This window comes from Promicromonospora sp. NPDC090134 (assembly GCF_044746965.1).
GTDB lineage: Bacteria > Actinomycetota > Actinomycetes > Actinomycetales > Cellulomonadaceae > Promicromonospora.
This window is the reverse complement of record NZ_JBIVCZ010000002.1, coordinates 484,237-510,500: the sequence shown is the minus strand read 5'-3', so window position 1 is coordinate 510,500 and position 26,264 is coordinate 484,237. Positions and strand designations below refer to the sequence as shown.

Sequence of the window (26,264 nt, the reverse complement as noted above, 5' to 3'; positions counted from 1 at the left end):
GGCCTGTCGGGCACAAAGTGTCCTCGCCGGGCGGACAGGTGAACTAGTACACTCGTGGACCAGGTGGCGCTCACCGACCAGCCGGAGGGGTCCATGTCCACGTCGTCGCACCAGGCCGGGCCGCCGTACCGGCAGATCGCGGGGGAGCTGCGCGCCCGGATCCTGGCGGGCGACCTGCGCCCCGGGGACCGGGTGCCGTCCGTGCGCCAGATCGCGCAGCGGTGGGGCGTCGCGGTCGCGACGGCGACGCGGGTGACGGCCGCCCTGCGCGACGAGGGCCTGGTCGAGGCGCGGGTGGGTTCCGGCACCGTGGTCAGCGGCCTGGCACGGCACGAGCGGGCCGGGCGGCCGGCCGCTCGCCCGTCGTCGGACGCGGGGTCGAGCCGTGACCAGCTGCTACGGGTCGCGATCGAGATCGCCGACGCCGAGGGCCTGGAGGCGGTGTCGATGCGGCGGCTCGCCGCCCAGCTCGGCGTCGGCCCCATGTCGCTGTACCGGCACGTGGCGAACAAGGACGAGCTGCTGGTCGAGATGGCCGACCGGGTGTTCGGCGAGGTCGACCTGCCGGCGATCGGGCCGGAGGGCTGGCGGGCCCGGCTCGAGCTCACCGCGCGCAGGCAGTGGCGGCTGTGCCGCAGGCATCTCTGGCTGCCCCGGACGGTCTCGTTCACCCGCCCGCTCCTGGCCCCGAACATGATGGCGCAGACCGAGTGGACGCTCCGCGCGCTCGACGGCCTCGGGCTGCCCCCGGCCGTCCTCATGCGCGAGGCGCTCGCGCTGCACGGGCTGGTCCTGACCGCGGCGCTGTCCCTGGCGGACGAGGTCGAGGCGGAGCAGGACAGCGGCGTCACGCTCGACCGGTGGCACGCCGAGCAGGCCGCCCGGGCGAACGAGCTGCTGCGGTCCGGGCGGTTCCCGCTGCTGGCGTCAGTCCCGGCGAGCGTGGCGCGGGACCTCGACGCGCTGTTCGAGTACAGCCTGGCGCGGCACCTGGACGGGTTGGCCGCGCTCGTGGGCGGCCGCTAGCCGGTAGCCCCCGTCGCGTGCCCGGTCAGGGCGTCGACCGACCGGCCGATCTGGCCGACGGCGCGGGAGAGCAGGTCGTCGGCGTCGGTGTCCCAGACCTCGGCCTTCTGGGCGAGGAGGCCGTCGAGCGTCAGCGACGCGAGGCCGTGGCCCAGCGCCCAGAGCGTGATCCCGAGTGCCTGCGGGTCGCTGACGCCGAGCCGGCCGACCAGGTCGGTCAGGACCTGGAGCGCGGCGTCGCCCGCCTCCTGCACGGCCGGATGTTTCTCGGGCTCGGACAGCTCGGGGCGGAACATGACCTGGAAGTGGCCGGGATGCCGGCGGGCGAAGGCGACGTAGGCGGCGGCCGTGCGCGCCACCTCGTCGCCGCCCGAGGTGGTGCCGGGCCGGCCCCCCGCGCCCAGCAGGTCCTGGGTGAGCAGCTCGAAGCCGCGGGCCGAGATGGCGGACAGCAGGGCCGCCCGGTCCGCGAAGTGGTGGTAGGGCGCGCCCGGGCTCACGCCGGCCTCGCGCGCGACGCGCCGCAGGCTGACGGCGGCGATCCCCTCGGTCTCGATGAGCCGCACGCACGCCTCGACCAGCTCCTCGCGCAGCGAGCCGTGGTGGTACGTCTCCCGCTTGCGTGACCCGTTGACCTCCATGGCCGCAATCTATACGGTGCTCATAATCTAAACACTGCTCAGACTGGAGACGCCATGTCGAGGGTTCTTGTCACCGGTGCCACGGGATTCATCGCCGGCCATGCGATCGAGGAGCTGATCAGGAACGGCCACGAGGTGCGCGGGACGGTGCGTTCGCTGCGGGATCCCGCGCGGGTGGAGCACCTGCACCGCATCGCCGACGCGCTCGGCGGGCACCTCGACCTGGTGGAGGCGGACCTGTCCCGCGAGACGGGCTGGGACGAGGCCGTCGCCGGGCGGGAGTACGTGCTGCACATGGCCTCGCCGTTCCCGGCCACGCCGCCGCGGGACGAGGCCGAGCTGGTGCGGCCGGCCGTGGACGGCACCCGCCGGGTCCTGGCGGCGAGCGCCTGGGCCGGGGTGCGGCGCGTGGTCATGACGTCGTCCCTCGCCGCCGTGAGCGCGGCTCGCTCGCGCGCGGGCGACCGGCGGCGCACCGAGGAGGACTGGAGCGACCCGGACCGGATCGCGCCCTACGCGAAGAGCAAGACGCTGGCGGAGCGCGCGGCCTGGAGCTTCGCGGCGGACCATCCCGGGCTGGAGCTGGCGGTGATCAACCCGGGGCTGGTCCTGGGTCCGGTGCAGCACGCGGCGTCCGGTACGTCGGTGTCGCTGGTGCGCCGGCTCCTCGGCCGGGAGATCCCGGCGGTCCCGGAGCTCGGCTTCGCCCCGGTCGACGTGCGCGACGTCGCGCGGGCGCACCGGCTGGCCATGGAGGCGCCCCACGCCGCGGGCCGGCGGTACATCTGTGCCGGCGACAACGTCTGGTTCGGCGACATCGCACGGATCCTCGACGAGGAGTTCGGGCCGCAGGGGTACCGCGTGCCCCGCCGCCGGATGCCGTACTGGATGCTCTGGACGGCCGGCCGGTTCGACCGGGAGGTACGGCTCGGCCTCGACTTCGTCGGCAGCGCGGAGCACGTGAGCGCGGAGAAGGCGGTCCGGGAGCTCGGCTGGAGCATGCGGCCCGTGCGGGAGACGCTGGTCGACACGGGCCGCAGCCTCGCCGAGCTCGGGCTCGTCCGGCCCCGTCGCGCGGAACGATCGGCAGCGTGAGGCGCGAAGTCGGCAACCGGCGTCGAGATCGGCACAGGCATGTGCCGATCTCGGTGCTGACTGCCGAACTCATGGGCGATCGCGGGGCGCGCCGGGCCGGTGCCCTCAGGTAGGGGCCGTCAGAAGGGCCCGCAGGCGCCGCTGCAGGTACTGCTGCTCGGCGAGGTTGCGGGTGGCCCGGGCGGCCTGCCGGTAGGCGTCGGCGGCCTCCGCCGTCCGGCCCAGGCGCTCCAGGAGGTGCGCGCGGACGGCGTCGAGCCGGGGCAGCCCGGGATGCTGCCGCCCCAGGTCGTCGAGCGAGGCCAGGGCCGCGCCGTCGCCGCGCACCTGGGCCTCGGCGACGATCCGGTTGAGCGTGATCGTCGGGTTCCGGTGGGCGGTCACGACCTCCAGGACCCCGTACAGCGCGAGGATCTCGGACCAGTCGGTCGACGCCGTGTCAGGAGCCTCCGCGTGCAGCGCCGCGACGCAGGCCTGCAGCAGGTAGGGACCCGGGGCCGCGCCGGGCACGGTCGCCTCGACCAGGGCGACGCCCTCTTGCACGAGGGCCCGGTCCCACCGGGTCCGGTCCTGCTCGTCCAGCGGCACCAGGGCGCCGTCGTCCGCCTGCCGTGCGGGCCCGCGCGACGCGGTGAGCAGCATGAGCGCGAGCAGCCCGGCCACCTCCGGGTCCTCCGGCAGGGCCTGGCGCAGCAGCCGGGCCAGGTGGATCGCCTCCGCCGCGAGGTCCGCGTCACGGGCGGGAGTGCCCGACGTCGTGTGGTGGGCCTCGGTCAGCATCGCGTAGAGCACGTCGAGCACGGGGCTGAGCCGTTCGGCCGCGTCCCGGGGCCGGGGCAGGTCCCCGCCCAGCTCGGCCAGCCGCCGCTTGGCGCGCGTGATCCGCTGGGCGACGGTCGCCTCGGGGAGCTGGTGGACGTTCGCGATCTGTGCCGTGGTCAGGCCGGCCACGGCGCGCAGTGTCAGCGCGACCTGTGCCGGGCGGGCGAGCGCGGGATGGCAGCAGAGCTGGAGCAAGAGCAGGCTGTCGTCGGCGGGGGAGGTGCCGGGGTCCGCGCCGTCCGGTGGCGTGCTCAGCGGGTGGGCCAGGAGCGCCTCCCGGGCCTCGCGGTCGCGACGCCGGCTGTCGGCACGCACGCGGTCCACGTACCGGCGCCGGGCCGTGGTGACGAGCCAGGCCAGCGGGTCCGACGGCGGGTCGGCCGGCCACTGGCGGTATGCCGCGAGCAGGGTGTCCTGGACCGCGTCCTCGCACACGTCGAACTGGCCCGCGCCGTGGGTGCGCACGAGCCGGGCGAGGACCTGCGGCGCCAGCTCGCGCAGCAGGTCCTCGCCGACAGCGGCTCCAGGGCTCACAGGTCCCCGAGGTCGCTGAACATCACCGGCCGCACCTCGACGGCCAGCCCGTCGATGGACGTGTCCGGGATCATGCGGGCGAGCTCCAGGACCCGCGCCTCGTCCTCCACGTCCACCAGGTAGAAGCCGCCCAGGAACTCCTTGGCCTCGGCGAACGGCCCGTCGCTGGTCTGCGGCGTCCCCGCCACGGACCGCACCACCTTGCTCTGGCTCGGGTCGGCCAGCGCCTGCGTGCCGACGAACTCGCCACGCTCCTTGATGTGCGCGGTGAACGCCTCGTGCCCGTCCTGGACCAGCTTGCTCTGCTCCGGGGTGAGCTGTTCGAGGACGGTGGGGTTGATCTGCATCAGGATCAGGTACTTCATGGTTCCTCCTGGGTTCTCCGCGGCGGCGCCCTGCCGTCGTCGTACCCCTTGGTCGGCACGGCCGCGCCGGATACGACACGTCGGCCACAAGAGATCCTGGCCGATCGGTCGGGCCGTGGCGCGGTCAGCGGAGCGGGTAGTCGGGCAGGGAGTCGTCGGTGGCGAAGAAGTCGGTCAGCCTCATCATGGCGCCGAAGAGGAACCGGTTGGCGAAGGTCAGGTCGCGAGCCCGGATGCGCCAGGGCGACGGCGGTGCCAGGAACGGTCCCGCGTTGCCGCTGCGGGCGATGTTCGTCAGCGGGCGCATCCGGCGGTCGTAGGCGGCAAGGGCGCTCGAGTGGTCGCCGTCGGCGGCCATCAGCTCGCCGGCCAGCACATAGGCGCCCACCAGTGCCAGCCCGGTGCCGAACCCCCCGAGAGTGTTGGCGTAGCCGGCGTCGCCGACCAGGGCCACGCGGTCGCGGGTGTATCCGGTCATCGTGGTGCGCGACAGGCCGTCGAGGTAGAACTCGGAGGCACCGAGAGCGGCCTGGAGGATCTCGGGGACGCGCCAGCCGGCGCCGGCGAAGTGGCCGGCCAGGAAGCGCTTCTGGGAGTCGACGTCGTACCTGTCGTAGTCGGCCCTCTCGGCGCGGAAGACGAACAGCTGCGGGGCCTTCGTCCCACCGAGCGCGACATAGCGCCCCGGCTCGTTGTAGCCATAGGCGACCGCGCGCCCGTCGGGCAGTCGGGTGAGGAGGCCGTCGGTCGGCACGGCCGCCTCGGCGACGGCGTAGAAGTGGCCGAGCGGTCGCACGTGCTCCCGCTCCGGTCCGAACGCCAGAGCGCGCACCGCGGAGTGGATGCCGTCGGCGCCGACCACGAGGTCGAACCGCTCGGTCGGCCGTCGGGCGAAGCTGACCTCGACCCCGGAATCGTCCTGGTGCAGGGCGACGATCTCGTCGTCGAAGACGTACTCGGCGTCGGCCCCGCTGTGCGCGTGCAGGATCCCGGCCAGGTCGCCGCGCAGGATCTCGACGTCGCCGCCCACGAACTCGCCGGGGATGACCGCCTTCACGCGGCCGCCGCCGTCGACCAGCCGGATGTCCGTCTTGCTGGTCTGGGCGGCGACGACGTCGTCCCAGATGCCCATCCGCTCCAGCACCTGGCGGTGGGTGCGGCCCTTGAAGTCGACCGCCTGTCCGCCCGCGCGCACAGCCGGCGCCTTCTCGACGATCGTGACGTCGAAGCCGTTCCGGCCGAGCCACAGTGCCAGCGCCGGTCCGCCGATGCTGGCGCCGGAGATCAATACCTTCGCGCTCATGGGAGCCCCTCTCGGTTATTTGCGTCCATCGGACGCATTTGAAAGTAGCGTACGGTGGACGCAGATACAAGCGGTATGCGGCGAGGGCTCAGGAGGCGGCATGGAGCGGGCGGAACCGGGCGCGAGCGTGCTGTGGCCCGAGGACGGCCCGCGCAAGCGAGGCCCCCGCCCGAGGTTCACCCTCGACGAGGTGGTCGGCGCCGCGATCAAGGTGGCGGACGCCGAGGGGCTCGACGCCGTGACCATGCAGCGGGTTGCCGACGAGCTGGGCGCGGCGAAGATGGCGCTCTACCGCTATGTGCCGGGCAAGGGTGAGCTGACGGCGCTGATGCTCGACCAGGCGCTGGGCGCTCCGGTGGAACAGCGGGGGTCCTCCGGATGGCGGCCGCGGCTGTGGCGCTGGGGGCTCACCCTCCACGAGCGGATGGCGGCCCGGCCCTGGACGCTGGAGCTTACCGTCGGACAGCGAACCCCCGGGCCCCGTGAGCTCGACTGGTTCGAGCAGGGTGCGTCCGCGTTGCGGGGGACTCCGCTGCACGGCTCCGAGGCGCTGGACGTGCTGGCGCTCATCTCCAACCATGTCCGCGGCAGCGTCGAGCAGGGTGCGGCGGTCGCCGACCCGGAGGCGGCCCTGGCCGACCGGCTCGCGCCGATCCTGGCCGCACACGCCGACCGGTATCCGCACACGGTGGCCGCGTTCACCGCGGCGGGCGAGAGCGGGCAGCGCGACGGCGCGCTGCGGTTCGGCCTGGAACGGATCCTGGACGGTGTGGCCGCTCTGATCGCGGAGCGGCGCCAGGAGCCGTCCTGACGCCAACCGTCGCGAATCTTGGTGGGCGGCCCAACGGGCCGCTTCAAGCAGCGATACTTGACCGGTGACAACGTCCAGCGAGACCCCTGCACCTGCAGGAGCGGAGATCCCGATCGAGCAACTTTACCGGGTCCCCTACGGCAAGGTTCTGCACGGCAAGGACTGCCAGCACCTGACCACGAATCGGCTGGCGACGCTCCAGCCGGCGACCGAGCTCGACCGGCAGAAGTTCAAGATCTGCCGTTCGTGCCTCATCGCGCTCGACGGCGACCCCGGCCACGACGACTTCGAGTCGTTCGAGTCGGCGCTCGAGGCGCTGCAGGTTCCGCCGGCGAACCGGCAGGCCATGCGCGAGATCGCGGATGCGCTCGACACGTCCCGCATCTGGATCCCGGTGCCGCGCACGTATATCGCCGTCTCGCCTGGGACCGGGCACCAGGTCTCGGCCTTCTTCAACCGGGACTACGTCGATGTCCTGGACGAGGACGGCGGGTACAAGCGCGTCCTGATGGCGGGCCCTCCGGCGAAGACGAAGGCGAGGACGAAGGCGGCGGCCGCGCAGGAGCCCGAGCCGGCCCCGCCGACCTGCCCGACCTGTTACATGCAGCTCCCGGCGACGGGCATCTGCGACAGCTGCGACTGACCTCGCCGACGCACGCTGAGTGAGGTCACGATCGGCGACACCCGCTGCATCGTCGCCTGACAGGTCGAGGCCGCCACGCGACACGAGGCCCGGTCTCCCGCAGGGTGCGGAGGACCGGGCCTCGTCGGCGTTTCCTGCGGGACTACTTCTTGCCGGAGACGCCGAACGCCGCCGTGACCTCCTGGGTCACCGAGTTGCCGGCGTCGTCACGGGCGGTCGCCCGCAGCGAGACCAGGTCGGCGCCGCGCGGCGGGATGCGCAGGGTCACCTTCCAGCGGTCGTCGTCGCGCCGCAGCGAGACCTTGGACCACGTGGTGCCACCGTCGTAGCTGACCTCCAGCGTCGCCCCGTCGACCGTGCCCGCCCGCGGCGCGCCCGGCACCGTGTACGGCTCCACCGCGAACGGCACGGTCGAGCCGGCCCGGACGGTGCCGTCCAGCGCCGTGTCCACGTCGTAGTCGAGCTGGACCAGCGGGAGCGGCGTGCCGTTCTCGCCGGGCACGGCCTCGTCGGCCTGGTCGGCCACGAAGGTCCACGACGTGCGGGTGCTCGTCGAGTACCGGTGCGCGTCGTCGGCGGCGTCGGTGTCGATCTCGAACCGGTACTTCTGCGGTCCGTCGACGACGGGGACCGACGTCTGGACCGCCTGCCCGATGTTCTGCCGCACCAGGGTGTCGCCCTGGTAGAGGCGGGAGGTCACCGGGGTCTCGCCCCAGCCGAACCCACCGGTCAGGCCGTTCGGGCCACCCGCGGTGGACACGTTGACCGCGAACCAGTCGCCGCCGTGCCACGGGCCCCAGTAACCGTCGCCCGTGCGGGGCGCAGCCACGGGAGCCCACCAGTCGCGGACCGTGGTGCTGCGTGGCTCGTACGCCTGGCGGACGCCGCGCTGCTCCCAGCCGCTCTCGTGGTTCACGCCCTCGTACCAGGTCACGTCGTCGTAGGTGGAGACGTAGTCGGTCCGCTCCGACGCCGTGGGCTGCAGGGCCCGGACGCTCAGGCACGGCGGCCACTGGTAGTCGCGGCAGTCGGCACGGTCGTCGACCGCGAGGCGCTCGGCGGTGTCGTTGTAGCGGCTCTCCACCGTGGCGAGCTGCCGAGTGGTCGGCGCCAGGGCGAGCTCGGCGGGGATCTCACCGGGCCAGCTCTTGGACACGTCGTACAGGTACGCCGGGAACTCCACGGCCTTGCCGGTCAGCGTGAGCCGGCCCTGGGTGGCGGCCTTCAGGAGCTTGGCGCCCTGGGTGGACGGCACCGAGACCACGGGCAGGTCACCCTGGGTGACGTTCTCGACGAGGGAGCCGGGGCGGTCGTCGACCACCACGAGCAGCGCGGCACCGGCGGCCTGGGCGGCGGCCTCCCGCTCCTCCGCCGGGACGGCGTCGTCGCGGGTGACGAGCACGGCCTTGCCCTCGGCGCGCACGCCCTCGTAGTCGGCGGCGGTGCCCGTGCCGGCCGCGACGGCCCGCAGCGCGACCCGCCCGTCGAGCCGCGCCGAGCCGACCTGGTAGACCGGGTCGAACGCGACCGGCAGCGGGCTCCAGGCCGTCAGGTCGAGCGCGGGCTCGGTGGCCCGCCAGCGGACGGCGAAGTCGAAGTCGGCGCTGTCGACCGGGCCCGTCCTGGCGGCGTAGAACGAGTCGACGTCGGCCGGCACGGCGTACGTGGCACCGAACGTCGAGTACAGGCCGCCGATCCCGGAGTCGTTGAAGAACTGGAACCGCCGGTAGCTCACCTCGCTCTCGCGGGGCGTCCGCAGCGTCAGCTCGTCGGCGTCCCGGGCGTCGAGCACCAGGGACTGGTCCGCGTCGGAGACGACGACCTGCGGGTCGCCGACCAGCGCGACGCCGGTCGAACCCGGCCCCGTCGAGCCGGCGACGTCGAGGAACGCGGTGGCGGAGTAGACGCCGGGCTGCAGGCGCTGCGTCGGCACCTCGCCCGTGGCCGGGTCGATCGGCAGGCTGCTGACGAACTGGTCGCCGTAGCGGTAGAAGTCCACGTAGCCGCCGGCCGGCTTGCCGGAGCGGTCGAGCGCGGTGATGTCGAGGCCGTACCGCTCCTCCTCCTTGACCAGCGCGACCGCGGTCCGGACCGTCACGTCGCCGGAGGCGTCCGTACCGACGACGGCGCCGCTGTACTTGCCGGCAAGACCGGCGTCGTCGGCGTCGGCGGTGACCGTGACGTCGGCCGTGCCGCCCGCCGGGACCACCACCTCGGAGGCGGACAGGGTCATCAGGTCGCTCGCCGCGCCGTCGGGCCCCGTGACGTCGGTGCTCAGCGCGAGCGTGACGTCGGCGTCCGTCGAGTTGGTGAAGGTGACCGTGCTGCTCGCGGGCTCGTCGCCGTCGTGCGGCCAGCCGTAGAAGCCGAGGAACCCGTCGCCGGAGGCGTCCACGCCGTCGAGCGCGGCCGGGACGTCCAGGCGGCCCGTGCCCACCTCGTACGCCGGGGCGTCGATGTCGGCGGCCGAGGAGACCAGCGCCTCCTTGAGCTGCGGGCCCGTGAGCTCCGGGTGCGCGCCCTTGACGATGGCGGCCGCGCCCGCGACGTGCGGGGTGGCCATGGAGGTGCCGTTCATCGACACGTACCAGCCCTCACCGCCCGACTGCTGGGAGCGGGCCGCGACGATGCCGACGCCGGGCGCCGTCAGGTCGGGCTTGATCGCGTGGTCGCCCACGCGCGGGCCGTAGCTGGAGAAGTCGGCGCGCACGTCGCCGTCGTCCACCGCGCCGACCGTGAGGGCGGCGTCCGCGGTGCCGGGGCTGCCGAGCGAACCCTCGGCGTAGCTGTTGCCGGCCGCGACGACGAACAGGGCGCCCGTCTCCTCGCTCAGCGCGTTCAGCGCCTGCGCCATGGGGTCGGTGCCGTCGTTGAGGCTGGAGTCGCCGAGGCTCATGGAGACGACGTCCGCGTTCGCGGCGCCCCACTCCATGCCCGCGATGATCCAGGAGTCCTGGCCGTAGCCGTCGTTGTCGAGCACCTTGCCGACCAGCAGGTCGGCGCCCGGGGCGACGCCCTGGTAGAGGCCGTCGCTCGCGGCGCCGGTCCCGAGCACCGTGGAGGCGACGTGCGTGCCGTGCCCGTGCTGGTCGTCGTCGACCGCCTGGCCGGGCACGAACGACTCCGCCTGCGCGATCTGGTCGGCCACGTCGGGGTGCGTGGCGTCGATGCCGGTGTCGAGCACGGCCACCGAGGCGCCCGTGCCGTCGAAGCCGGCCGCCCACGCCTCGGGGGCGCCGATCTGCGCGGTGCTGTGGTCCAGCGTGGACTCGGCCTTGCCGTCGAGCCAGATCTTCTCGACACCGCCAGCGAAGGTACCGGCACCGGAGCGGCCCGACCGCGCCGAGCCGGCCCCGGCCTCGGGTGCCGCGACGGCCGACCAGAACGCCGACGCCTTCTTCTTGTTCGCGTCCACGGCGGAGGCGTCGATGCTCGGCAGGTCGAGCGTCCGCTTCGCGCCCGGCAGCTCGGCCGCGGCGGAGCGCGCCGCGGCGCGGGTGTGCTCCAGGATGAGCGGCGTCGCGGCCACGGTCTCGTCGTCGTACTGCATCTCGAGCAGCGCGGTGACGTCGAACAGCCGCCGGTCCAGCGTGCCCGCGGCCAGGTACGGCAGCGCGGCGTCGGGCACCACGTAGAGGTGGTCGCCCACCTGCTGGGTGCGGACGGCGCCGCCGTCGGCGGGCTCGACGCCGACCGTCAGCGCGCCCGCGTCGGTGGTGGTCACGTCCACGACGTCGCCGGTCACGAGGGTGACGGTGGTGCGGCCGTCGGCCAGGGCGGGCGTGGCCGGCGCGGTGCCGCCGGAGCCGGAGCCGGTGCCGCCGGACGCGGAGCTGCCCGAGGCGGGCTCGGAGCCGGACGTGGGTTCGGTGTTCGCGTGCGCCGTGGTGGCCATCGCAGCGACCAGGGCGGTCGCGGCGACTGCCGCGGCGGCCCGGGTGGCGGCCGACAGCCCGCGCCGAGTGGGGGATCTCATGGACCTGGACACTCCCAGCGAGCGGCGACACGTCACAAGAGGCGCATCGTGGCGGCTTTACGGCATGTCGCGACTCCGCCAGAGTTGGGCACCCATCGACGTGACGGAGGAGTGCCATGCTCGGCGACGTGCTCGGACTGACCCCTGACGAGACCCTCGCGTACAGCGAGCTCGTCGCCCTGCCCTCGGCGACGGTCGCGGACCTCGCGGCCGCGCTCAGCCCCTTCGGCACCTCGCTGGGCGACGCCCACCGGCTGCTGCGCCGACTGGAGGAGCACGGTCTGGCCGCGCGGATCACCGGCGACGAGCGGCGGTTCGCGGCCGCGCCGCCCGCCATCGCCCTGGGCGCGCTCCTCGCGCGCCGGCAGGACGAGGTGCGGCACGCCGAGGTCGAGCTCAGCCGCCTGGAAGAGGTCTACCGGGTGGCCGCGGCGGGCCGCGGGCCCACCGACGTGGTCGACGTGATCCGGGGCGAGGACGCCGTGCGCCACCGGTTCGAGCAGCTCCAGCTCGGGGCGCGCGAGTGCGTCGACGCGTTCGTGCGGCCGCCCGTGATCGTCACGTCCAGCCAGGAGAACTCCGCCGAGGGCCAGGCCGTGGAGCGCGGCGTGCAGTACCGGGTGGTCGTCGAGCGCAGCATGCTGGAGAGCCAGGACGTGACGATCGACGAGGCCGTCGAGGCCACGGAGGCGGGGGAGGACGTCCGGTTCGCCGAGCGGGTGCCGCTCAAGCTCATCGTCATCGACCGCCGGCTCGCCCTCATGCCGCTCACGTCGTCCGGCGACGTCGTCGGCGCGCTGCTGGTGCGCGAGAGCACGCTGCTCGACGCCCTGCTCGCGCTCTTCGAGAACGTGTGGGACCGGGCGACGCCGCTGCTGGTCGGCACGTCCGGCCTGGCCGGCGACGTCGTGGACCACGTGGACGACGACGACGCGCGCGTGCTCGGTCTCCTGCTCGCCGGGCTCACCGACCAGGCGGTGGCCAAACAGCTCGGCACGTCCCTGCGCACCGTGCAGCGCCGGGTCCGGGCGCTGATGGACCTCGCGGGCGTCGAGACCCGGGTGCAGCTCGGCTGGCACGCCGCGACCCGCGGCTGGGTGCGCTCGGGGGCCGTTCCGGTGTGACGTTCCCGACCCCGGCACGGTGCCGTCCGAAATCCGCTTCCCGTGCCGCCGTACCCGGGGTGAGGATCGGGCAGTGACCTCCTCTCCACGCACCGGCGCCCTCGGATTCTGGGCGGACCTGCCGCGGGACGGCCGCTGGCTGCTGTCCACCGTGGTGGTGCAGTTCTTCGGCCGCGGCCTGACGCTCCCCTTCACGATCATCTACCTGCACGAGGTGCGCGGGTTCTCGCTCGCCCTGTCCGGCACGCTCATGGGCCTGATCGCCGTGGTCGGCGTGCTCGTGACCGGCCCGGCCGGCGCCCTCGTGGACCGGTACGGCGCCCGGCGCGTCATGCTCACCGGCCTGTTCTTCGCCGTGGCGGGCTACTCGGTGCTGGCCTTCGCCACGACCCCGGCGGTCGCGGCCGCCGGGCTCGCCCTCTTCGGCGTGCAGCTCGGCGTCGGCTGGCCCTCGGTGAACGCGCTGGTCGCCACGGTGGTCGACGGTGACCTGCGGCAGCGGTACTACGGCGTGAACTTCGCGCTGCTCAACCTCGGCGTCGGCGTGGGCGGCGTGGTGGGCGGGCTCGTGGTCGACGTCGACCGGCCCGGCACCTTCGTGATGGCGTTCCTGGTCAACGCCGCGACGTTCCTGCTCCCGATCGTGGTGCTGCTCGGGCCGTTGCGCCACCTGCACGGCCGCGTGGACCGGCCGCACGACGCCGAGGTCGGCGGCGAGAGCTACCTGGCGATCCTGCGCCGGCCCGAGGTGCTGTGGCTCGCCGCGCTCGGGCTGCTCGCGGCGTTCGTGGGCTACGGGCAGATGGAGGGCGGCTTCCCGGCCTTCGCCCGCCAGATCGCCGAGGTGTCCACGCGCGCTGTCGGCTTCGCGTTCGTGGTGAACACCGTGGTGATCGTGGCGCTGCAGTTCTGGGTGATGAACCGGGTGAGCGGACGCCGCCGGACGCGCGTGCTGGCGCTCATGGCCGTGGTCTGGGCGGCGGCGTGGCTGCTGCTCGGGGTGACGGGGCTGGTGCCCGGCGGCACGGCCGCCGTGGTGATCGTCCTGGCCTTCCACGGCGTGTTCGGCCTGGGGGAGACCCTCATGCAGTCCGTGCTGCCCGCCCTGACCAACGACATGGCGCCCGCGCACCTGCGCGGCCGGTACAACGCGATCGGGTCGGGCTCGTTCCAGGCGGGCACCATCGCGGGGCCGGTCGTCGCCGGGCTGCTGCTGGAGCACGGCTGGGCCGGCGCCTTCATCGGCGTGGTGGTGGCGGGCTGCGCCGGGATCGCGGCGACGGCGTTCGCCGTCGGACGGCGGGTGACGCCGGAGGTGAACGGTGTCGCGGACGCGACCCCGACGTCGTCCCCCGCCGCCGCGACCCCTGCCTGACCGCCCACTTCTCTTCGAGGCCCGAGTTTCTTCGCTTTGGCGCCGCCCAAAGCGAAGAAACTCGGGCCTCAAAAGGGGAGGCGAGCCTCGCGTCAGGCGACCGGGTCCGACGTCGCCGCGTGGTCCCGGGCCCAGGTCAGGGCGTGGTCCGCCACCTCCTGCCAGCCCTCCGCGCCGCACGTCCAGTGGTCGCGGCCCTCGAACTCGTAGTACTCCGTGATCGCGGGCGACTTGTCGTAGTGCTTGGCGTTGGACCGGTTCACCGACGGCGGCATGATGTGGTCCTCGCTGCCGGCGATGAACAGCAGGGGAGCGCGGTCGGCGGCGTAGTCCACCCAGGTCTCCTGCGGCCCGGGCTTGAAGTTGGCGAACAGGCCGTACTCCCAGACCCAGTGGCCCGGCGCCGGGATGGCGTACCGCTCCCAGACCTGCCGGGACTCCTCCTCCGAGAGTGTGTTCGTGAACGCGTAGTGGAACTCCTCGGCGGTGAAGCCGACGGCGCGGTGCCGGTTGGCGGGGTTCTTCAGCGCGGGGAACAGGGACCTGGCCTGGGACAGCGGGTTGACCCGCACCCCCTCCGTCGGCGCGGAGTCGATCACCACGCCCGCGGCGCCGAGCCCCCGGGCGAGCAGGAGCTGCGTGAGCGTGCCCCCGAACGAGTGGCCGATGATGATCGGCGCGCTCGGCAGCGCCTCGATGACGCCGGCCAGGTGGTCCACCGTCTCGGGCACGGTGAGCCTCGCGATGAGGTCCGGGTCGGCCCGCAGGGCCTCGACCTCGACCTCGAAGCCGGGGTAGCCGGGCGCCACCACGTTCAGGCCCTGGGCCCGGTAGTGGTCGACCCAGGCCTCCCAGCTGCGCGGGGTCATCCAGAGGCCGTGGACCAGGACGACGGTGTCGGGCTGTGCTGCGGTCATGACAGAGCTCCTCGGGGTGCGGGACAGGCGGGACAGGCGGGACGGGCGGGATCGGGCACGGGCGGGACGGACGGGCAGCCGGTCAGGCGTCGATGAACGCCAGCAGGTCGGCGTGCAGGCGCTCGCGCGCCGTGTCGGGCAGGGCGTGGGAGGCGCCCTCGTAGACGGTCAGGACGGCGTCGTCGACCAGCGCGGCGGACCGCTTGCCGCCCACCTCGAAGGGCACGATCTGGTCGTCGTCGCCGTGGATGACCAGGGTCGGGACGTCGATCGTGGCGAGGTCCGGCCGGAAGTCCGTCGCGGAGAACGCGGCGATGCACTCGTAGGCGCCGCGGTGCCCGGTCGCCATGCCCTGGGCCCAGAACGCGTCGCGGAACCCCTGGGCGACGTCCTCGCGCCGGTTGTGCCCGAAGAACGGCCCGTCGGCCAGGTCGCGGTAGAGCTGGGCCCGGTTGGCTCGCTCGCCCGCGCGGATCGCGTCGAACGTCTCGGGCGGCATGCCCTCCGGGTTGTCGTCGGTGCGCACCATGAGCGGCGGCACGGCGGAGACCAGCACGAGCCGCGCCACCCGCCCGGTACCGTGCCGGCCCACGTAGCGCACGATCTCGCCGCCGCCGGTGGAGTGGCCCACGAGGGTCAGGTCGCGCAGGTCGAGGGTGTCGATCAGGATCGCGAGGTCGTCGGCGTACGTGTCCATCTCGTTGCCCTGCCAGGTCTGGCTGGACCGGCCGTGGCCGCGCCGGTCGTGCGCGACGACCCGGTGGCCCCGCTCCGCGAGGAACAGCGCCGCCGCCTCCCACGCGTCGGAGCTCAGCGGCCAGCCGTGGCTCAGCAGCACGGGCGTGCCGTCCGCGCCCCAGTCCCGGTAGAAGATCTCGGCGCCGTCGTCCGCGGTGACGTAAGGCATGTGGCCCCCTTGGTCGGTCGGGTGATGAACCGACCTTGCCGTCGGCCCCGGTAGACGCGGACCACGCGAACCACGTAGTCCGTCGCAGGCCTGTGACCTGGGCTACGACGTGGTGGGGCCTGGTGTGTCGTCCGACGACGGCGGGGCCGCCAGGCGGTCGGCGAGCTGCCGCCGCGAGGTGACCCCGAGCTTCTGGAACACCTTGCGCAGGTGGTAGTCGACGGTGCTGGGACTGATGAACAGGTTCGCCGCGATCTCGGGGTTGGTATGGCCGGCCGAGGCGAGTCGCGCGACCGTGTGCTCCTGCGCCGTCAGGCCGAACCGCCGCGGCGGGGCGTCGGTGTCCGCGGCGGCGCCCACGGCCGCCAGCTCCGCGACCGTCCGGGCGACGAACAGCTCGGCACCGCTGTGGTGGAGGTGCGCCAGGGCGAGCCGGAGCTGCTCGGCCGCGTCCCGCCGACGCCGGGCCCGGCGCAGCCACTCGCCGTAGACGAGGTGCGACCTGGCCCGGTCCATCTCCGCCCCGGTACCGCTCAGGGCCTCGACCGAGGCGAGGTGGTGCCGCTCGGCGTCCTCGTCCGCCGCGGCCAGCGCCAGCGCCCGCTCGGCGACGCCGCGGCACCAGGGCGAGCCGTTGGCCTCCGCCAGGGAGGCCAGCAGGTGCGCGACCCGGGCTGCCTCCTCCGGGTGCCCGCTGCGCGCGGCCGCCTCGACGTAGTCGGGGTACTGGTCCGGCGTGACCTGGAGGAACGGGTCGGCGACCAGCGGGCTGAGCCGGTCGTAGGCCTCCTGGTAGCTGCCCTTCGCGAGGTCGCGGACCGCGAGCGACGCGACGGCGGAGGCCTCGACCCCGCCGAAGCCGGTGGCGGCGGCACCCTCGGCGATCGCCCGCACCACGTCGCGGGGCGCCCCGCCCCACGCCATGACGGCGACGTTGGGCACGTTCTCGGCGTCGTACCCCATGGCCCGCCGCACCTCGCGGACCAGCTCGTCGTACGCGACGGCCCGCCGCAGGGTGCCGCCCCACAGCTCCGAGAGCGCCATGACCCACAGGAGGGTGTCGAGCACCTGCAGGGCCCCGGAGTCGCGCGCCGCCTGGGCGGCACGGTCGAGCGCGGCGGCGCGCCCGGCGTCGTCCCAGAGGAACGTGCCCAGGGACGCGATGGCCGTGCCCATGTGCATCATCCGGTCGTCGGGGAGCGCGAGGATCGCGGCCAGGGCCGCCCGCGCCGGGGCCACGGCCCCCGGGTACGGGTCGAGCACGATGGCGCCCAGCCCCCGCAGGATGTCCGACGTCGGGCCGCCGGCCAGCTCGGCGCCCGCCTTCAGGCGCCGGCCCAGCTCCTCGTGGGTGACGCCGCTCATCAGGCGGTCGGCCGTGCAGCAGCTCTCGAACGCCCGCAGGAGGGCCACCTGCTCCCGCTCGGTGTCCTGCCCGTGGAACGCGTCGGCGGCGCGCAGGTGCGCCGCGGTGGCACCGCGCACGCCCTCCGTGTCGGCGGTGAACAGGCTGAGGGCCGTGCGCACGGACAGCGCGCGGCCCCGGGTCACGGGGTCGACGGCGGCCAGGTCGATCTCGTCCACGAGCCGCTGGGCCGCGTGGGCCGCACCCACGGCCAGCGCGGCCTCGGCCGCGCCGATCTGGCGCGCGTCGCGGACCGGGCCGGGCGCGGTCAGCTCGGCCGCCCGCGTCAGGATGGTCGCGCGCGAGGCGAGGCCGCCACGCCGCGCGGCCAGGTCCGCGGTGTGCGCCAGCCGGTCGGCGACGGCGGGGTCCGTGCCCAGCACGGCGCGTGCGGCGTGCCAGGCCTCGGTCTCGACCATGCCGAGCCCCTCGGCCGCCCGCGCGAGCGCCCCGTGCATCCGGCGCAGCTCGGCGCCGGGGGCGGCGTTGTAGACGGCGGACCGCACCAGCGGGTGCCGGAACCGCACCACGGGCTGCAGCTCCACCAGGCCGGCCACCTCGGCCCGGTCGCCGTCGTCGGGTCCCAGGCCGAGGTCGGCGGCCGCCGCGGTCACGAGGTCGATGTTCCCGGTCGAGTCGGCCGCGGCCAGCAGCACCCAGGTCTGTACGCGCGGGTCGGCCCGCCGTACCTGTCGCACGTAGTGCTCCTCCAGGTGCCGGCCGACGGGCACCGGCGCCCCGCCGAGGCCCAGGTCCGGGAGCTCGTGCACCAGGGCGTCACCCGCCAGGTCGATCAGTGCCAGCGGGTTGCCGCCGGTCGCGCGGGCGATCGCCGCGGCCGCGGACGGCGCCAGCGGCCGCTCCGCCGACCGGTTCAGCAGCTGCGCCGCCGCGTCGGGGTCGAGGCCGGCCAGGCCGAGCCGCGGCACCCCGCCCATCCGGTCGGCGAACCCGCCGTCGTCCCGGGCCGCGAACACGACCGCCACGTTCTCGACGGCGAGGCGCCGCGCCACGAAGGCGAGGGCGTCCAGGCTCTCCGCATCGATCAGGTGCGCGTCGTCGACCACGCACACCACGGGGGTGTCGGCCCCGGCCGCGGCCAGGAGCCCCAGCACGCCGAGGCCGACCAGGAACCGGTCCGGGGCGGGCCCCTCCGCCTGGCCGGACGCCACGCGTACCGCCTGGCGCTGCCGCTCCGGGAGGCCCGCGCAGTGCTCGCGGAGCAGGGAGACGAGCCGCTGCACGGCCGCGAACGGGATGGTCGACTCCGACTCGTACCCGTCCAGCCGGATCGTGGCGAGGCCCGGGGCCCGCGTCGCCGCGGTCAGCAGGCAGGTCTTGCCGATGCCCGGCTCGCCCAGGACCAGCAACGATCCGCCGCGGCCGTTGCGTGCACCACCGAGCAGCGTGGCCAGCCGACGCAGCTCCTCGTCGCGCCCCACGGGGGCGGCGGCGGTCTCCATGCGCCCCACGGTAGGGCCGACGGCGAGGGACTACGTGGTTCACGTGGTCCATATCACCCGGCCTACTGCGGATGATCTTTGGTGTCCGTACCACGACAGGAGACATACCGATGACCAGGAGACGCTTCACCCGCCCCACCGCACTGGTCGCAGCGCTCGCCACGGCGCTGCTCGCACTCTCCACGATGTCCGGCGCGACGGCGCCGGCCGGCACCCACGGTTCGTCCGGCGGGCATCATCCCGGCGGAGGTGACAAGCCCACGATCGTGCTCGTGCACGGCGCGTTCGCCGACTCCAGCGGCTGGGCGGCGGTGACCGAACGGCTGACCGACCGTGGTTACCCGGTCCTGGCCTTCTCCAACCCGCTGCGCGGCCCGACCTCCGACAGCGAGTACCTGCGCCTGTTCCTCGACACCATCGAGGGCCCGATCGTGCTCGTGGGGCACTCGTACGGCGGCGCCGTCATCACCAACGCCGCGACCGGCGACCCCGACGTCGAGGCGCTCGTCTACGTCGCGGGCCTGGCGCTCGCCGAGGGCGAGACCGTGGCCGAGGCCAACGAGCTGGGCGGCGGGCACACCGACGTGATCGACCACCTCGTGCTGCGCCCCTACCCCGGAGCGCCCGAGGGCGACGCCGACGCCTACATCGACCCCACCTGGTTCCCCGGGAACTTCGCGCAGGACGTCCCGCGTGACGAGGCCGAGTTCATGGCCGTCAGCCAGCGTCCCGCGACGCTCAGCTCCCTGGTCACCCCGTCGGGCCCCGCGGCGTGGGAGGACATCCCGAGCTGGTACATCGTCGCCAAGTACGACCGCATCATCCCGCCCCAGGCGGAACGCGCGATGGCCGAGCGCGCCGGCTCCACCACGGTCGAGCTCAAGAGCTCGCACGCCGCGATGGTGAGCCAGCCCGGGGCCGTCACCCGGGTCATCCTGGACGCGGCCAGGAACTGACGCCCGCCCGCCGCCCGGGAGCTGGCTCCCAGGCGGCGGGCAGGGGTGGTCCTACTCGCCGGGGTTCAGGGGCGGGCGGGGCCGTCGTCCGTCCGGGTCCAGGTGAGCGTGGTGCTGGTGCCGGACAAGGGCACCGTCACGGTGCGCTCCACGCCGCTCGTCTCCAGGACGAGGTCGGCCGTCGACGTCACGCCCGCGCGCACCGGGTCGAACCGCACCCACACCTCGCAGGTCCGGCCGGGGGCGAGGACCCGGTCGTCACAGCGGTCGTGGTCGACCGTGAACGGGCTGTGCCGCTCGTCGTCCTCGACGTCCACCGCACGGATCCGTACGGGCGCCGTGCCGGTGCTCGTGATCGTCACCTTCTGCACCTGGCCGCGCGTGCCGGCCGGCTGTGCCGTGAACACGGGGGCCTCGGCCGTGATGCGCGGCCCGGCGTTCGCTGCCGGGACGACGGCGATCGTCTCGGACGTCGTGACCGGCGCGAGCGACGCGGCGCCGTCGTAGGGCCGCATCGCGTCGTTGGTGACCGAGACGGTCACCTCGCCGCGGCGCAGCGCCGTCAGGGTCCGGGTCTCCGGGTCGAGGACCGCCACCTTGCCGGCCCGGCGGGCCGACTCGATCGCGCGCTCACCGGTGCCGATCGCGAGGCTCCGCGACCCGCTCCAGTGCACCGACATCGGGTAGCGCAGCGGCACCACCCGGGTGCCCTCAGCGACACCGTTCGGCTGGACGATGCTGCCGCTGAGCTGCGCCGTCGTGCCCGTCTCCAGCGTCTCGGGCGCCGTGAGCGTGACGGACTGCGCGAACGCGCGGACGTCGGCCTCGACCCACTGCTCGTCGGCCTCGCCGCGCGGGTCCACGGACCAGCTCACCCAGCCCGTGAAGCCGCCCCGGTCGGGCGTGCCGTACGGGCTCTTGCCCGACGACGGCAGCACCACGTACGGCACTCCCTCCTCGCGGTGCACGTCCACGATCTGGGCGTGGGACCCCACCATGACGGCGCCCTTGTCCGTCCGCTCCCGGAACCCGGTGAGCATGTTCTGGACCAGCGCCACCTCGTTGCCGTCACCGAGCTGGCTGGCGGCGGTGTCACCCGGGTCGGCCACCGGGTGGTGGGCGAAGACGACGACGTTGTCCACCGACCGGTCGCGCTCGGCGTCCGCCAGCGCCGTCCGCAGCATGGGGAGCTGGTCCCAGGCGGTGCCGCGCAGCGTGCCGTACGAGCTGGCGAGCAGCACGAACCGCGTGCCCCTGTGGTCGAAGGTCCGGTACGGCTGCCCGAACTCGGCGACGAACGGGTCGAGGGTGGCCTGCGTGTTGTTCAGCCCGTACGACTCGTGGTTGCCCGGCACGTAATAGCAGGGCACGGTGCCCGAGCGCGGATCGGGCGTGCTGTTCGGCGCCGGCTCCGCGCCGACCGCGACCAGGTCGCAGCCCGCGTCCTCCAGGACCTGGCGGGCCAGGGCGATGTCCTGCGGCAGGCCGCGGTCCGTGATGTCGCCGTTGAGCACCACGAGGTCAGGCTTCGTGGCGCGGATCGTGTGCAGGGCCGTGGTGGCGACCTGGGTCAGGTCGGTGTTGTCGGCGGTGAACTGGACGTCGGACAGCGTGGCGAAGTTCCACGTGTCCCGCCCGTCGAGCCCCGCGCCGTCGGCGGAGATCAGCGGGTCCGCCTCCAGGTCGGGGCGCACCGGCAGCTCGATCGACGTCGGGACGTCGGCCTCGATGCGGTCCAGCACGAACGTGCCCGGCTTCTGCTGGGCGGCGTTGGTGTTGATCCCCTGGAAGCCGGAGACCGAGATCGGGTAGGCGGTGGTGGCGGGCAGCGTGAACGTGGCCTGCTGCCAGTCGTCCGACGCAGTCAGGCCCGTGCCGTACACGCCGCCGCTCTTGCCCGTGGCGTCGACATAGGCGATGTAGGTGAGCCCGCTGGGCACGGCGATGCTCGACCTGAGCCGCACCCGCAGCCGCAGCGGCTGGCCCGGCACCGGGACGCGCACGGCCGGCGACGCCGCGGAGATGCCGACGTTGCGCATGCCCTCGAAGTCGACCCGCAGGCCCGCCGGGTCCGCCGAGAACGTCGTGGCCCGGGTGCTGTTGTTGCGCCAGCGGGCGAGCACGTCGTCGTCGAAGTCGTAGACGGTGACGTTCTCCACGCCGATCGTGATCGGGAGCTGCACCTCCTGGCCCGCGACGGAGATCGTGAGGATCGTCGCCGCGTCCTTGAGCGGGGTGATCCGCAGGCCGCCGGCAGCCGGCTCGACCCGGACCACGTCGTGGTCGTAGTCGAGCTCCAGGTCGCCGGCCTCGATCGGGGCGGTGAAGCCCTGGCCGTCCCGCCCGGTCACACCGACCGTGACGGCCGACGACGTCGCCTCCGCGATCGACAGCCGCTCGGTCGACAGCTCGACGTCGTCCAGGGCGCCGAGCACCCGGACGTCCGCGGTGTCGCGCTCGCGGCCGGACCGGGCGGTGACCGTGATCTCGCCGCGGGCCGTGGCGGGGGCCTGGAGGCGCCCGTCGGTCACCGACGCGCCGCGCGCGTCCCAGCGCACGTCGCCGGCGTCGACCTCGACCGGCGTCTCGTGGTCGTCGGTGCCCTTGGCCACCAGGGTGCGGTGCAGGCCGGGGAAGACCCGCAGGTCGCCGTCCGCGGTGGCCGCGCCGGGGGCGGGGGAGACCAGGAGGTCGTGCAGGCGCCCGTCGCCGGGGGCGACGAAGACGCCCACGCCGTTCGGGTCGTTGCGCTCGTGCCCGTCCGAGGGCACGTTGCGCAGGGTCGCGTCCTGGTCGCCCAGCGCCCGCGCGACCATGGTGGTCGAGCCGCCGCCGTCCAGGTTCACCGCGGTCTCGACGCCCAGCCGCACCAGGTCGCGCGCGGTCTTGTCGATGCCGACCCCGCCCTTGCCGGTGCCGCCCGGGCCGTCCCAGGTCGCCAGCACGAGCGTGCGGCCGCCGTCCTTGAAACCGAGCGCGGTCCGCGGCGCGACCGAGGTCTGCAGGCCGTCGACCACCTTGCCGTCGCGCACGATCGTGCCGCCGTGCCCGAGCGCGAACTCCAGGTCGCGGGTGGCGTCGTCGGCCAGCCCGTAGCGCAGGGACACCGGGTCGCCCGGCCGCAGCGCCCGCAGGGCGTCGGCCGCGCCGTCCCGCCCCACCAGGGAGAACGCGCCCTCGGGGAGCGTGCCCGAGCCCGCGGGGCCGGTCTGCGTGACCGACACCACGACGTCGTCCTGCACGATCGCCTCGGCGACCCGGTCCGCCGGGACGCCCGTGAACCCGCGGTTCCGGCTGTACTCGCCCCACACCGGGGTGTACGCGACCATGCCGTTCGCGGGCACGCCGCCGCCGTTCGCGGCGTTCACCGACAGCACGTCGTGCGCGGCGCCCGCCAGGTCGGCGCTCGCGTCGACGGCGAGGTCGACGAGCTGCGCGATCCCGTCGCTGCTCACACCGACGTGCTCGCGCCCGCCGATGTCCGCGGACTTGCGCAGCACACCGTCCTGCACCTCGCCGCCGAGCGCGGCGTTGCTGTTGCCGATGTCGAAGAACTCGCCGTTGACACCCGCGACGGCGCCCGCCCGGTTGGCGGCGGTGCTCAGCGGGCCGGCCGACGCGACCGGGCCGGCGGTCAGCAGGTCGGTGCTGACGGCATCCTCGGCGAGGTCGACGGTGAGGAACCGGGCGTCGTACCAGCCGCCCTCGTCCACCGCCTTCAGGTGCCGCAGGCTGATGCCCGGGCCGATGTCCTCGACCGTGTCGGTCAGGGTGAGCTCGTCCGCCGGGTTGCCGGACGCCGAGGTGACGGAGGCCTGGGCGACGGATGGCAGCGCTGTCAGAAGGGTGGCCGCGGCGACAGCCACGGCCAGAGGGCTGGACCACCGGCGATTCGGGGTCGTTGTACGCATGGGGGTTCCTCGTGTGCGGAGGGGGAGGCGGGCGCGGTTCGCACCCCGTCGCGCCGTCGTCCGACGGCGGCGCACGCACACGATCGATCCCGCCGGCCACGGGCGGGTGAACGGGCTCGGGCAGATGGGTGAACTTGTCCGGGAATCACCCGTTCCGGGCCCTCATGTGGCGGTATGAGCGCCCGGAACCGGGTGTCGTCAGCGTGCCTGGACGGCGTTCCGGCGGCCGCGGGTCCAGGTGGCGATCCCGAGGGCCAGCGCCAGGACGGCGGCGACCGCGGGGACCAGCAGCGCGCGCCGGTAGTCGCCTGCGCCGGCGGCCGTGGCGTGGCCGTCGACCAGCACGATCGTGGCGGCCGTGACGCCCAGCGCGGCGCCGAACTGGAACGCCGTGTAGACGACGCCGCCGGCCACGCCGTGCTCCGACTCGGCCAGGCCCGCCGTGGCGGCGGCGGTCAGCGGCCCGTACACCAGGGCGAACATCACCGCGACGAGCAGCAGCGACGGCAGCAGGTCGAGGTAGCCCCAGGTCCCGTCGAGGCGCAGCGCCAGGACGAACGCCACGGCGCCCGCCAGCAGCCCGGCCACCAGCACGGGTACGTTGCCGAACCGGGCGACCAGCCGGTGCGTGAGCAGCGGCGCGATGATCATGTCGGCGCCCATGACGGCGAACACCAGCCCCGTCGCGACGGGCGACCACCCGCGGTACTCCTGCAGGTACAGCGTGATCAGGAACTGGAACGCGAAGAACGCGCCGATCACCAGCAGCCCCGCGAGGCTCGCGCGCAGCAGCAGGCCCTCGCGCAGCACGGCCAGGCGCAGCAGCGGGTCGGCCGCGCGCCGCTCGATCAGCACGAACGCGCCGGCCAGCACCGCCGCCGCGACGAAGGACGCGACCCCGGCGACGACGTCGCCGCCCTCGCCGAGCGCCACGACGCCGTAGATGAGCGCGACCATCGCACCCGTCAGCGTGATCGCACCGCCCACGTCGAACCCGCCGCGCGGCCCCGCGGCCGGCTCGTCGGGCCGGATGAGCAGCCGCCCCGCGACCCAGAGCGCGGCGCCCACGATCACCGGCGCGAAGAACACCCAGCGCCAGCCCGCGTCGGTGAGGAACCCGCCCGCCACGACGCCGAGCGTGAAGCCGCCCGCCCCGATGGCCCCGTAGATCGCCAGCGCCCGGTCGCGCAGCGGGCCCTCGGGGTAGCTGGTGGTCAGCAGGCTGAAGCCCGCCGGCGTCATGAACCCCGCGGTGGCCCCGGTGACGAACCGGGCGACGACCAGCACCCAGGCGTCGTCGGCCAGGCCGCCCAGCCCGGAGAACACGACGAACACCGCGAGGGCGACCAGGAACGTGCGCCGCCGGCCCACGAGGTCGGCCGTGCGGCCGCCGAGGATCATGAACCCGCCGTAGGCGAGCACGTAGGCGCTGATCACCCAGTGCGCGTCGGCGGTCGCCAGGCCGATGTCCGCGGCGATGGCCGGCACCGCGACGTTGAGCATCGCGATGTCGATGCCCTCCAGGAAGAGCGCGCCGCAGACGACGGCGAGCACTCCCCAGCCCGTCCGTGTCGCGGTGGTCGGTCGTGCGACCGCACTCGTGTCCGTCACAGGGATCTCCTCGCTCAGGTCCGGCATGGTTACCACTTGTAACCATGACGATCGTTGGGCACGATCGACGGATGGCACAAGAAGGCACTTCGACGTCACCGGGTTCCCTCGAGGTAACCGCCGCGGAGCTGGCGGAGTGCCGGGCGGACCGCGACCCGTTCCAGTGGGACGTCCGCGAGGACTGCCAGGTGCGGCAGATCCTGGACCGCATCGCGGACAAGTGGTCCCTGCTGGTCATCGCGCTGCTCGACGAGAGGACGCTGCGGTTCGGTGAGCTGGGCCGGGAGATCGACGGCATCAGCAAGCGGATGCTGACCGTGACGCTGCGCAACCTCGAACGCGACGGCCTGGTGCGGCGCACCGTCTACGCCGAGGTCCCACCCCGCGTCGAGTACGAGCTCACCGCGCTGGGGCGCACCCTGCTGGCGACGACCCAGGCGCTGGTGTCCTGGACGGAAGAGCACCAGGACCAGATCGCCGAGGCCCGCGAGGCGTTCGAGGTGGCCAATGCGGACCCGGTTGCCGGCTGAGGCCGCCGGGCGGGGTGCGGCTCAGACCCGGTCCCAGGGGACCGCGGCCAGGCGGTCGACGACGGCGGCCAGCAGGGGGCCGGCGTCGGGCAGCGGGACGTCGTCGATCGAGGCCACCGCGACCACGCCGATGGAGTTGACCAGGAACGCCCCGGCGAACCCGCCGACGTCGCCGAGCCGGACGGCCCGATACGTCGACGGCGTCGTGGCCTCGACCAGCCGCATCGCGGTGCCGTGCAGCTGGGGAGCGTCCGGCCAGACGACGGCGCCGTCGGGCTCCAGGAAGCCGATGTTGGCCATCGACGACTCGGCGACGCTGCCGTCGGGGGCAGTGAGCAGGGCGTCGTCATACCCCTCGAGGCCCACCCGGCGGGCCCACTCCGCCTGGGCGAACCCGCCCAGGTGCTTCACGTGCGGGAACGGCCGCAGGTAGGGGACCGAGCGCAGCCGCTGGGGCGCGGCCGGCGGGTCGCGGGGGTCGGCCACGGAGACGACGACGTGCTCGGCGTGCCGGAGCGTGACCCGCACCGCCGCGTCGGCCGTGCCGTCCAGCGCGTGCCGGACGAGGTCCCGTACCCGGTCCGCCTCCAGCGGCCGGCCGAAGAGCTCGCGGTGCGCCTCGTCGAGCCGGGTCAGGTGGTTGTCCAGGCCCTGGACGCCGCCGTCGCGCACCTGCATGGCCGTGAAGTGGCCGTAGGTGCTGAACAGGTCGGCTGCTTGGGCGGGACGTCCGTCGATCTCGATGCGCACCCTGAAACCCTAGTGAGTCACCGCCGGCGAACGCGGGCCTGGTTGCGTTCTGAGCTCTCAGAGTGCAACCAGGCCCGCGCTCATCCGGCGGCGGGGCGG

19 protein-coding genes are annotated in these 26,264 nt (G+C 74.2%); 8 read left to right on the top strand and 11 right to left on the bottom strand.

The genetic code is table 11. The annotated features are described in order from the left end of the window. Positions 1–63: 63 nt before the first annotated feature. A complete protein-coding gene (locus ACIPN7_RS08625) occupies positions 64–1,026 on the top strand; it encodes a TetR/AcrR family transcriptional regulator C-terminal domain-containing protein (RefSeq protein WP_400540051.1) in 963 nt (320 codons plus the stop codon). Here the strand turns inward: ACIPN7_RS08625 and ACIPN7_RS08620 are convergent. Next, entirely contained in the window at positions 1,023–1,667 is a 645-nt protein-coding gene (locus ACIPN7_RS08620) for a TetR/AcrR family transcriptional regulator (RefSeq protein ID WP_400540049.1), read from the bottom strand. The two genes, ACIPN7_RS08625 and ACIPN7_RS08620, sit on opposite strands and share 4 nt — an antisense overlap. A gap of 54 nt (positions 1,668–1,721) precedes the next feature. On the opposite strand from ACIPN7_RS08620, the gene ACIPN7_RS08615 reads away from it, so the two are divergent. Beyond that, positions 1,722–2,762 (top strand): SDR family oxidoreductase, encoded by a 1,041-nt coding sequence (locus ACIPN7_RS08615; protein ID WP_400540047.1) that lies wholly within the window; start codon positions 1,722–1,724, stop codon positions 2,760–2,762. A gap of 105 nt (positions 2,763–2,867) precedes the next feature. On the opposite strand, the gene ACIPN7_RS08610 is transcribed toward ACIPN7_RS08615, so the two are convergent. The 3 genes from ACIPN7_RS08610 to ACIPN7_RS08600 all read right to left on the bottom strand — a co-directional run bounded on the left by ACIPN7_RS08610 (position 2,868) and on the right by ACIPN7_RS08600 (position 5,786). Continuing rightward, positions 2,868–4,118, bottom strand: a complete 1,251-nt coding sequence (locus ACIPN7_RS08610; protein ID WP_400540045.1) for an RNA polymerase sigma factor — start codon at positions 4,116–4,118, stop codon at positions 2,868–2,870. Beyond that, positions 4,115–4,483, bottom strand: a complete 369-nt coding sequence (locus tag ACIPN7_RS08605; protein WP_400540043.1) for a YciI family protein — start codon at positions 4,481–4,483, stop codon at positions 4,115–4,117. The genes ACIPN7_RS08610 and ACIPN7_RS08605 overlap by 4 nt, the downstream gene beginning before the upstream one ends. A gap of 124 nt (positions 4,484–4,607) precedes the next feature. Continuing rightward, entirely contained in the window at positions 4,608–5,786 is a 1,179-nt protein-coding gene (locus ACIPN7_RS08600; protein ID WP_400540041.1) for an FAD-dependent monooxygenase, read from the bottom strand. Between the two features lie 100 nt (positions 5,787–5,886). Between ACIPN7_RS08600 and ACIPN7_RS08595 the strand changes: the two genes are divergently transcribed. Both ACIPN7_RS08595 and ACIPN7_RS08590 read left to right on the top strand, forming a co-directional pair. Continuing rightward, positions 5,887–6,597, top strand: a complete 711-nt coding sequence (locus ACIPN7_RS08595) for a TetR/AcrR family transcriptional regulator (protein ID WP_400540039.1) — start codon at positions 5,887–5,889, stop codon at positions 6,595–6,597. 64 nt (positions 6,598–6,661) lie between these two features. After that, positions 6,662–7,240, top strand: a complete 579-nt coding sequence (locus ACIPN7_RS08590; protein WP_400540037.1) for a hypothetical protein — start codon at positions 6,662–6,664, stop codon at positions 7,238–7,240. Positions 7,241–7,382: 142 nt separating this feature from the next. Here ACIPN7_RS08590 and ACIPN7_RS08585 read toward each other — a convergent pair whose 3' ends face one another. After that, entirely contained in the window at positions 7,383–11,216 is a 3,834-nt protein-coding gene (locus tag ACIPN7_RS08585) for a S8 family serine peptidase (RefSeq protein ID WP_400540035.1), read from the bottom strand. A gap of 116 nt (positions 11,217–11,332) precedes the next feature. On the opposite strand from ACIPN7_RS08585, the gene ACIPN7_RS08580 reads away from it, so the two are divergent. Beyond that, complete coding sequence (locus tag ACIPN7_RS08580) at positions 11,333–12,340, top strand: helix-turn-helix domain-containing protein (protein ID WP_397392955.1); 1,008 nt, start codon at positions 11,333–11,335, stop codon at positions 12,338–12,340. Positions 12,341–12,413: 73 nt separating this feature from the next. Next, a complete protein-coding gene (locus ACIPN7_RS08575; RefSeq protein ID WP_400540033.1) occupies positions 12,414–13,715 on the top strand; it encodes an MFS transporter in 1,302 nt (433 codons plus the stop codon). Between the two features lie 92 nt (positions 13,716–13,807). On the opposite strand, the gene ACIPN7_RS08570 is transcribed toward ACIPN7_RS08575, so the two are convergent. From ACIPN7_RS08570 to ACIPN7_RS08560, 3 genes are all read right to left on the bottom strand, one after another. Then, the gene (locus ACIPN7_RS08570; RefSeq protein WP_400540031.1) at positions 13,808–14,632 is read right to left on the bottom strand and encodes an alpha/beta hydrolase; all 825 of its coding nucleotides are present in this window, start codon (positions 14,630–14,632) and stop codon (positions 13,808–13,810) included. Positions 14,633–14,714: 82 nt separating this feature from the next. Beyond that, entirely contained in the window at positions 14,715–15,539 is an 825-nt protein-coding gene (locus ACIPN7_RS08565; protein WP_400540029.1) for an alpha/beta fold hydrolase, read from the bottom strand. A gap of 102 nt (positions 15,540–15,641) precedes the next feature. Next, positions 15,642–18,407, bottom strand: a complete 2,766-nt coding sequence (locus ACIPN7_RS08560) for an AAA family ATPase (protein ID WP_400540028.1) — start codon at positions 18,405–18,407, stop codon at positions 15,642–15,644. 110 nt (positions 18,408–18,517) lie between these two features. On the opposite strand from ACIPN7_RS08560, the gene ACIPN7_RS08555 reads away from it, so the two are divergent. Then, a complete protein-coding gene (locus ACIPN7_RS08555; RefSeq protein ID WP_400540026.1) occupies positions 18,518–19,363 on the top strand; it encodes an alpha/beta fold hydrolase in 846 nt (281 codons plus the stop codon). 65 nt (positions 19,364–19,428) lie between these two features. Here ACIPN7_RS08555 and ACIPN7_RS08550 read toward each other — a convergent pair whose 3' ends face one another. Beyond that, positions 19,429–23,274 carry a phosphodiester glycosidase family protein gene (locus ACIPN7_RS08550; protein ID WP_400540024.1) on the bottom strand — a complete coding sequence of 1,282 codons (3,846 nt, stop codon included), beginning with the start codon at positions 23,272–23,274 and terminating at the stop codon, positions 19,429–19,431. Between the two features lie 198 nt (positions 23,275–23,472). Continuing rightward, positions 23,473–24,885, bottom strand: a complete 1,413-nt coding sequence (locus ACIPN7_RS08545; protein WP_400540022.1) for an MFS transporter — start codon at positions 24,883–24,885, stop codon at positions 23,473–23,475. Between the two features lie 71 nt (positions 24,886–24,956). On the opposite strand from ACIPN7_RS08545, the gene ACIPN7_RS08540 reads away from it, so the two are divergent. Further along, positions 24,957–25,415, top strand: coding sequence for a winged helix-turn-helix transcriptional regulator (locus ACIPN7_RS08540; RefSeq protein WP_400540020.1), 459 nt, complete (start codon positions 24,957–24,959; stop codon positions 25,413–25,415). Between the two features lie 21 nt (positions 25,416–25,436). Here ACIPN7_RS08540 and ACIPN7_RS08535 read toward each other — a convergent pair whose 3' ends face one another. Beyond that, positions 25,437–26,165: an aminotransferase class IV gene (locus ACIPN7_RS08535; RefSeq protein ID WP_400540018.1), complete on the bottom strand. Its 729-nt coding sequence runs from the start codon at positions 26,163–26,165 to the stop codon at positions 25,437–25,439. Positions 26,166–26,264: the final 99 nt, after the last annotated feature.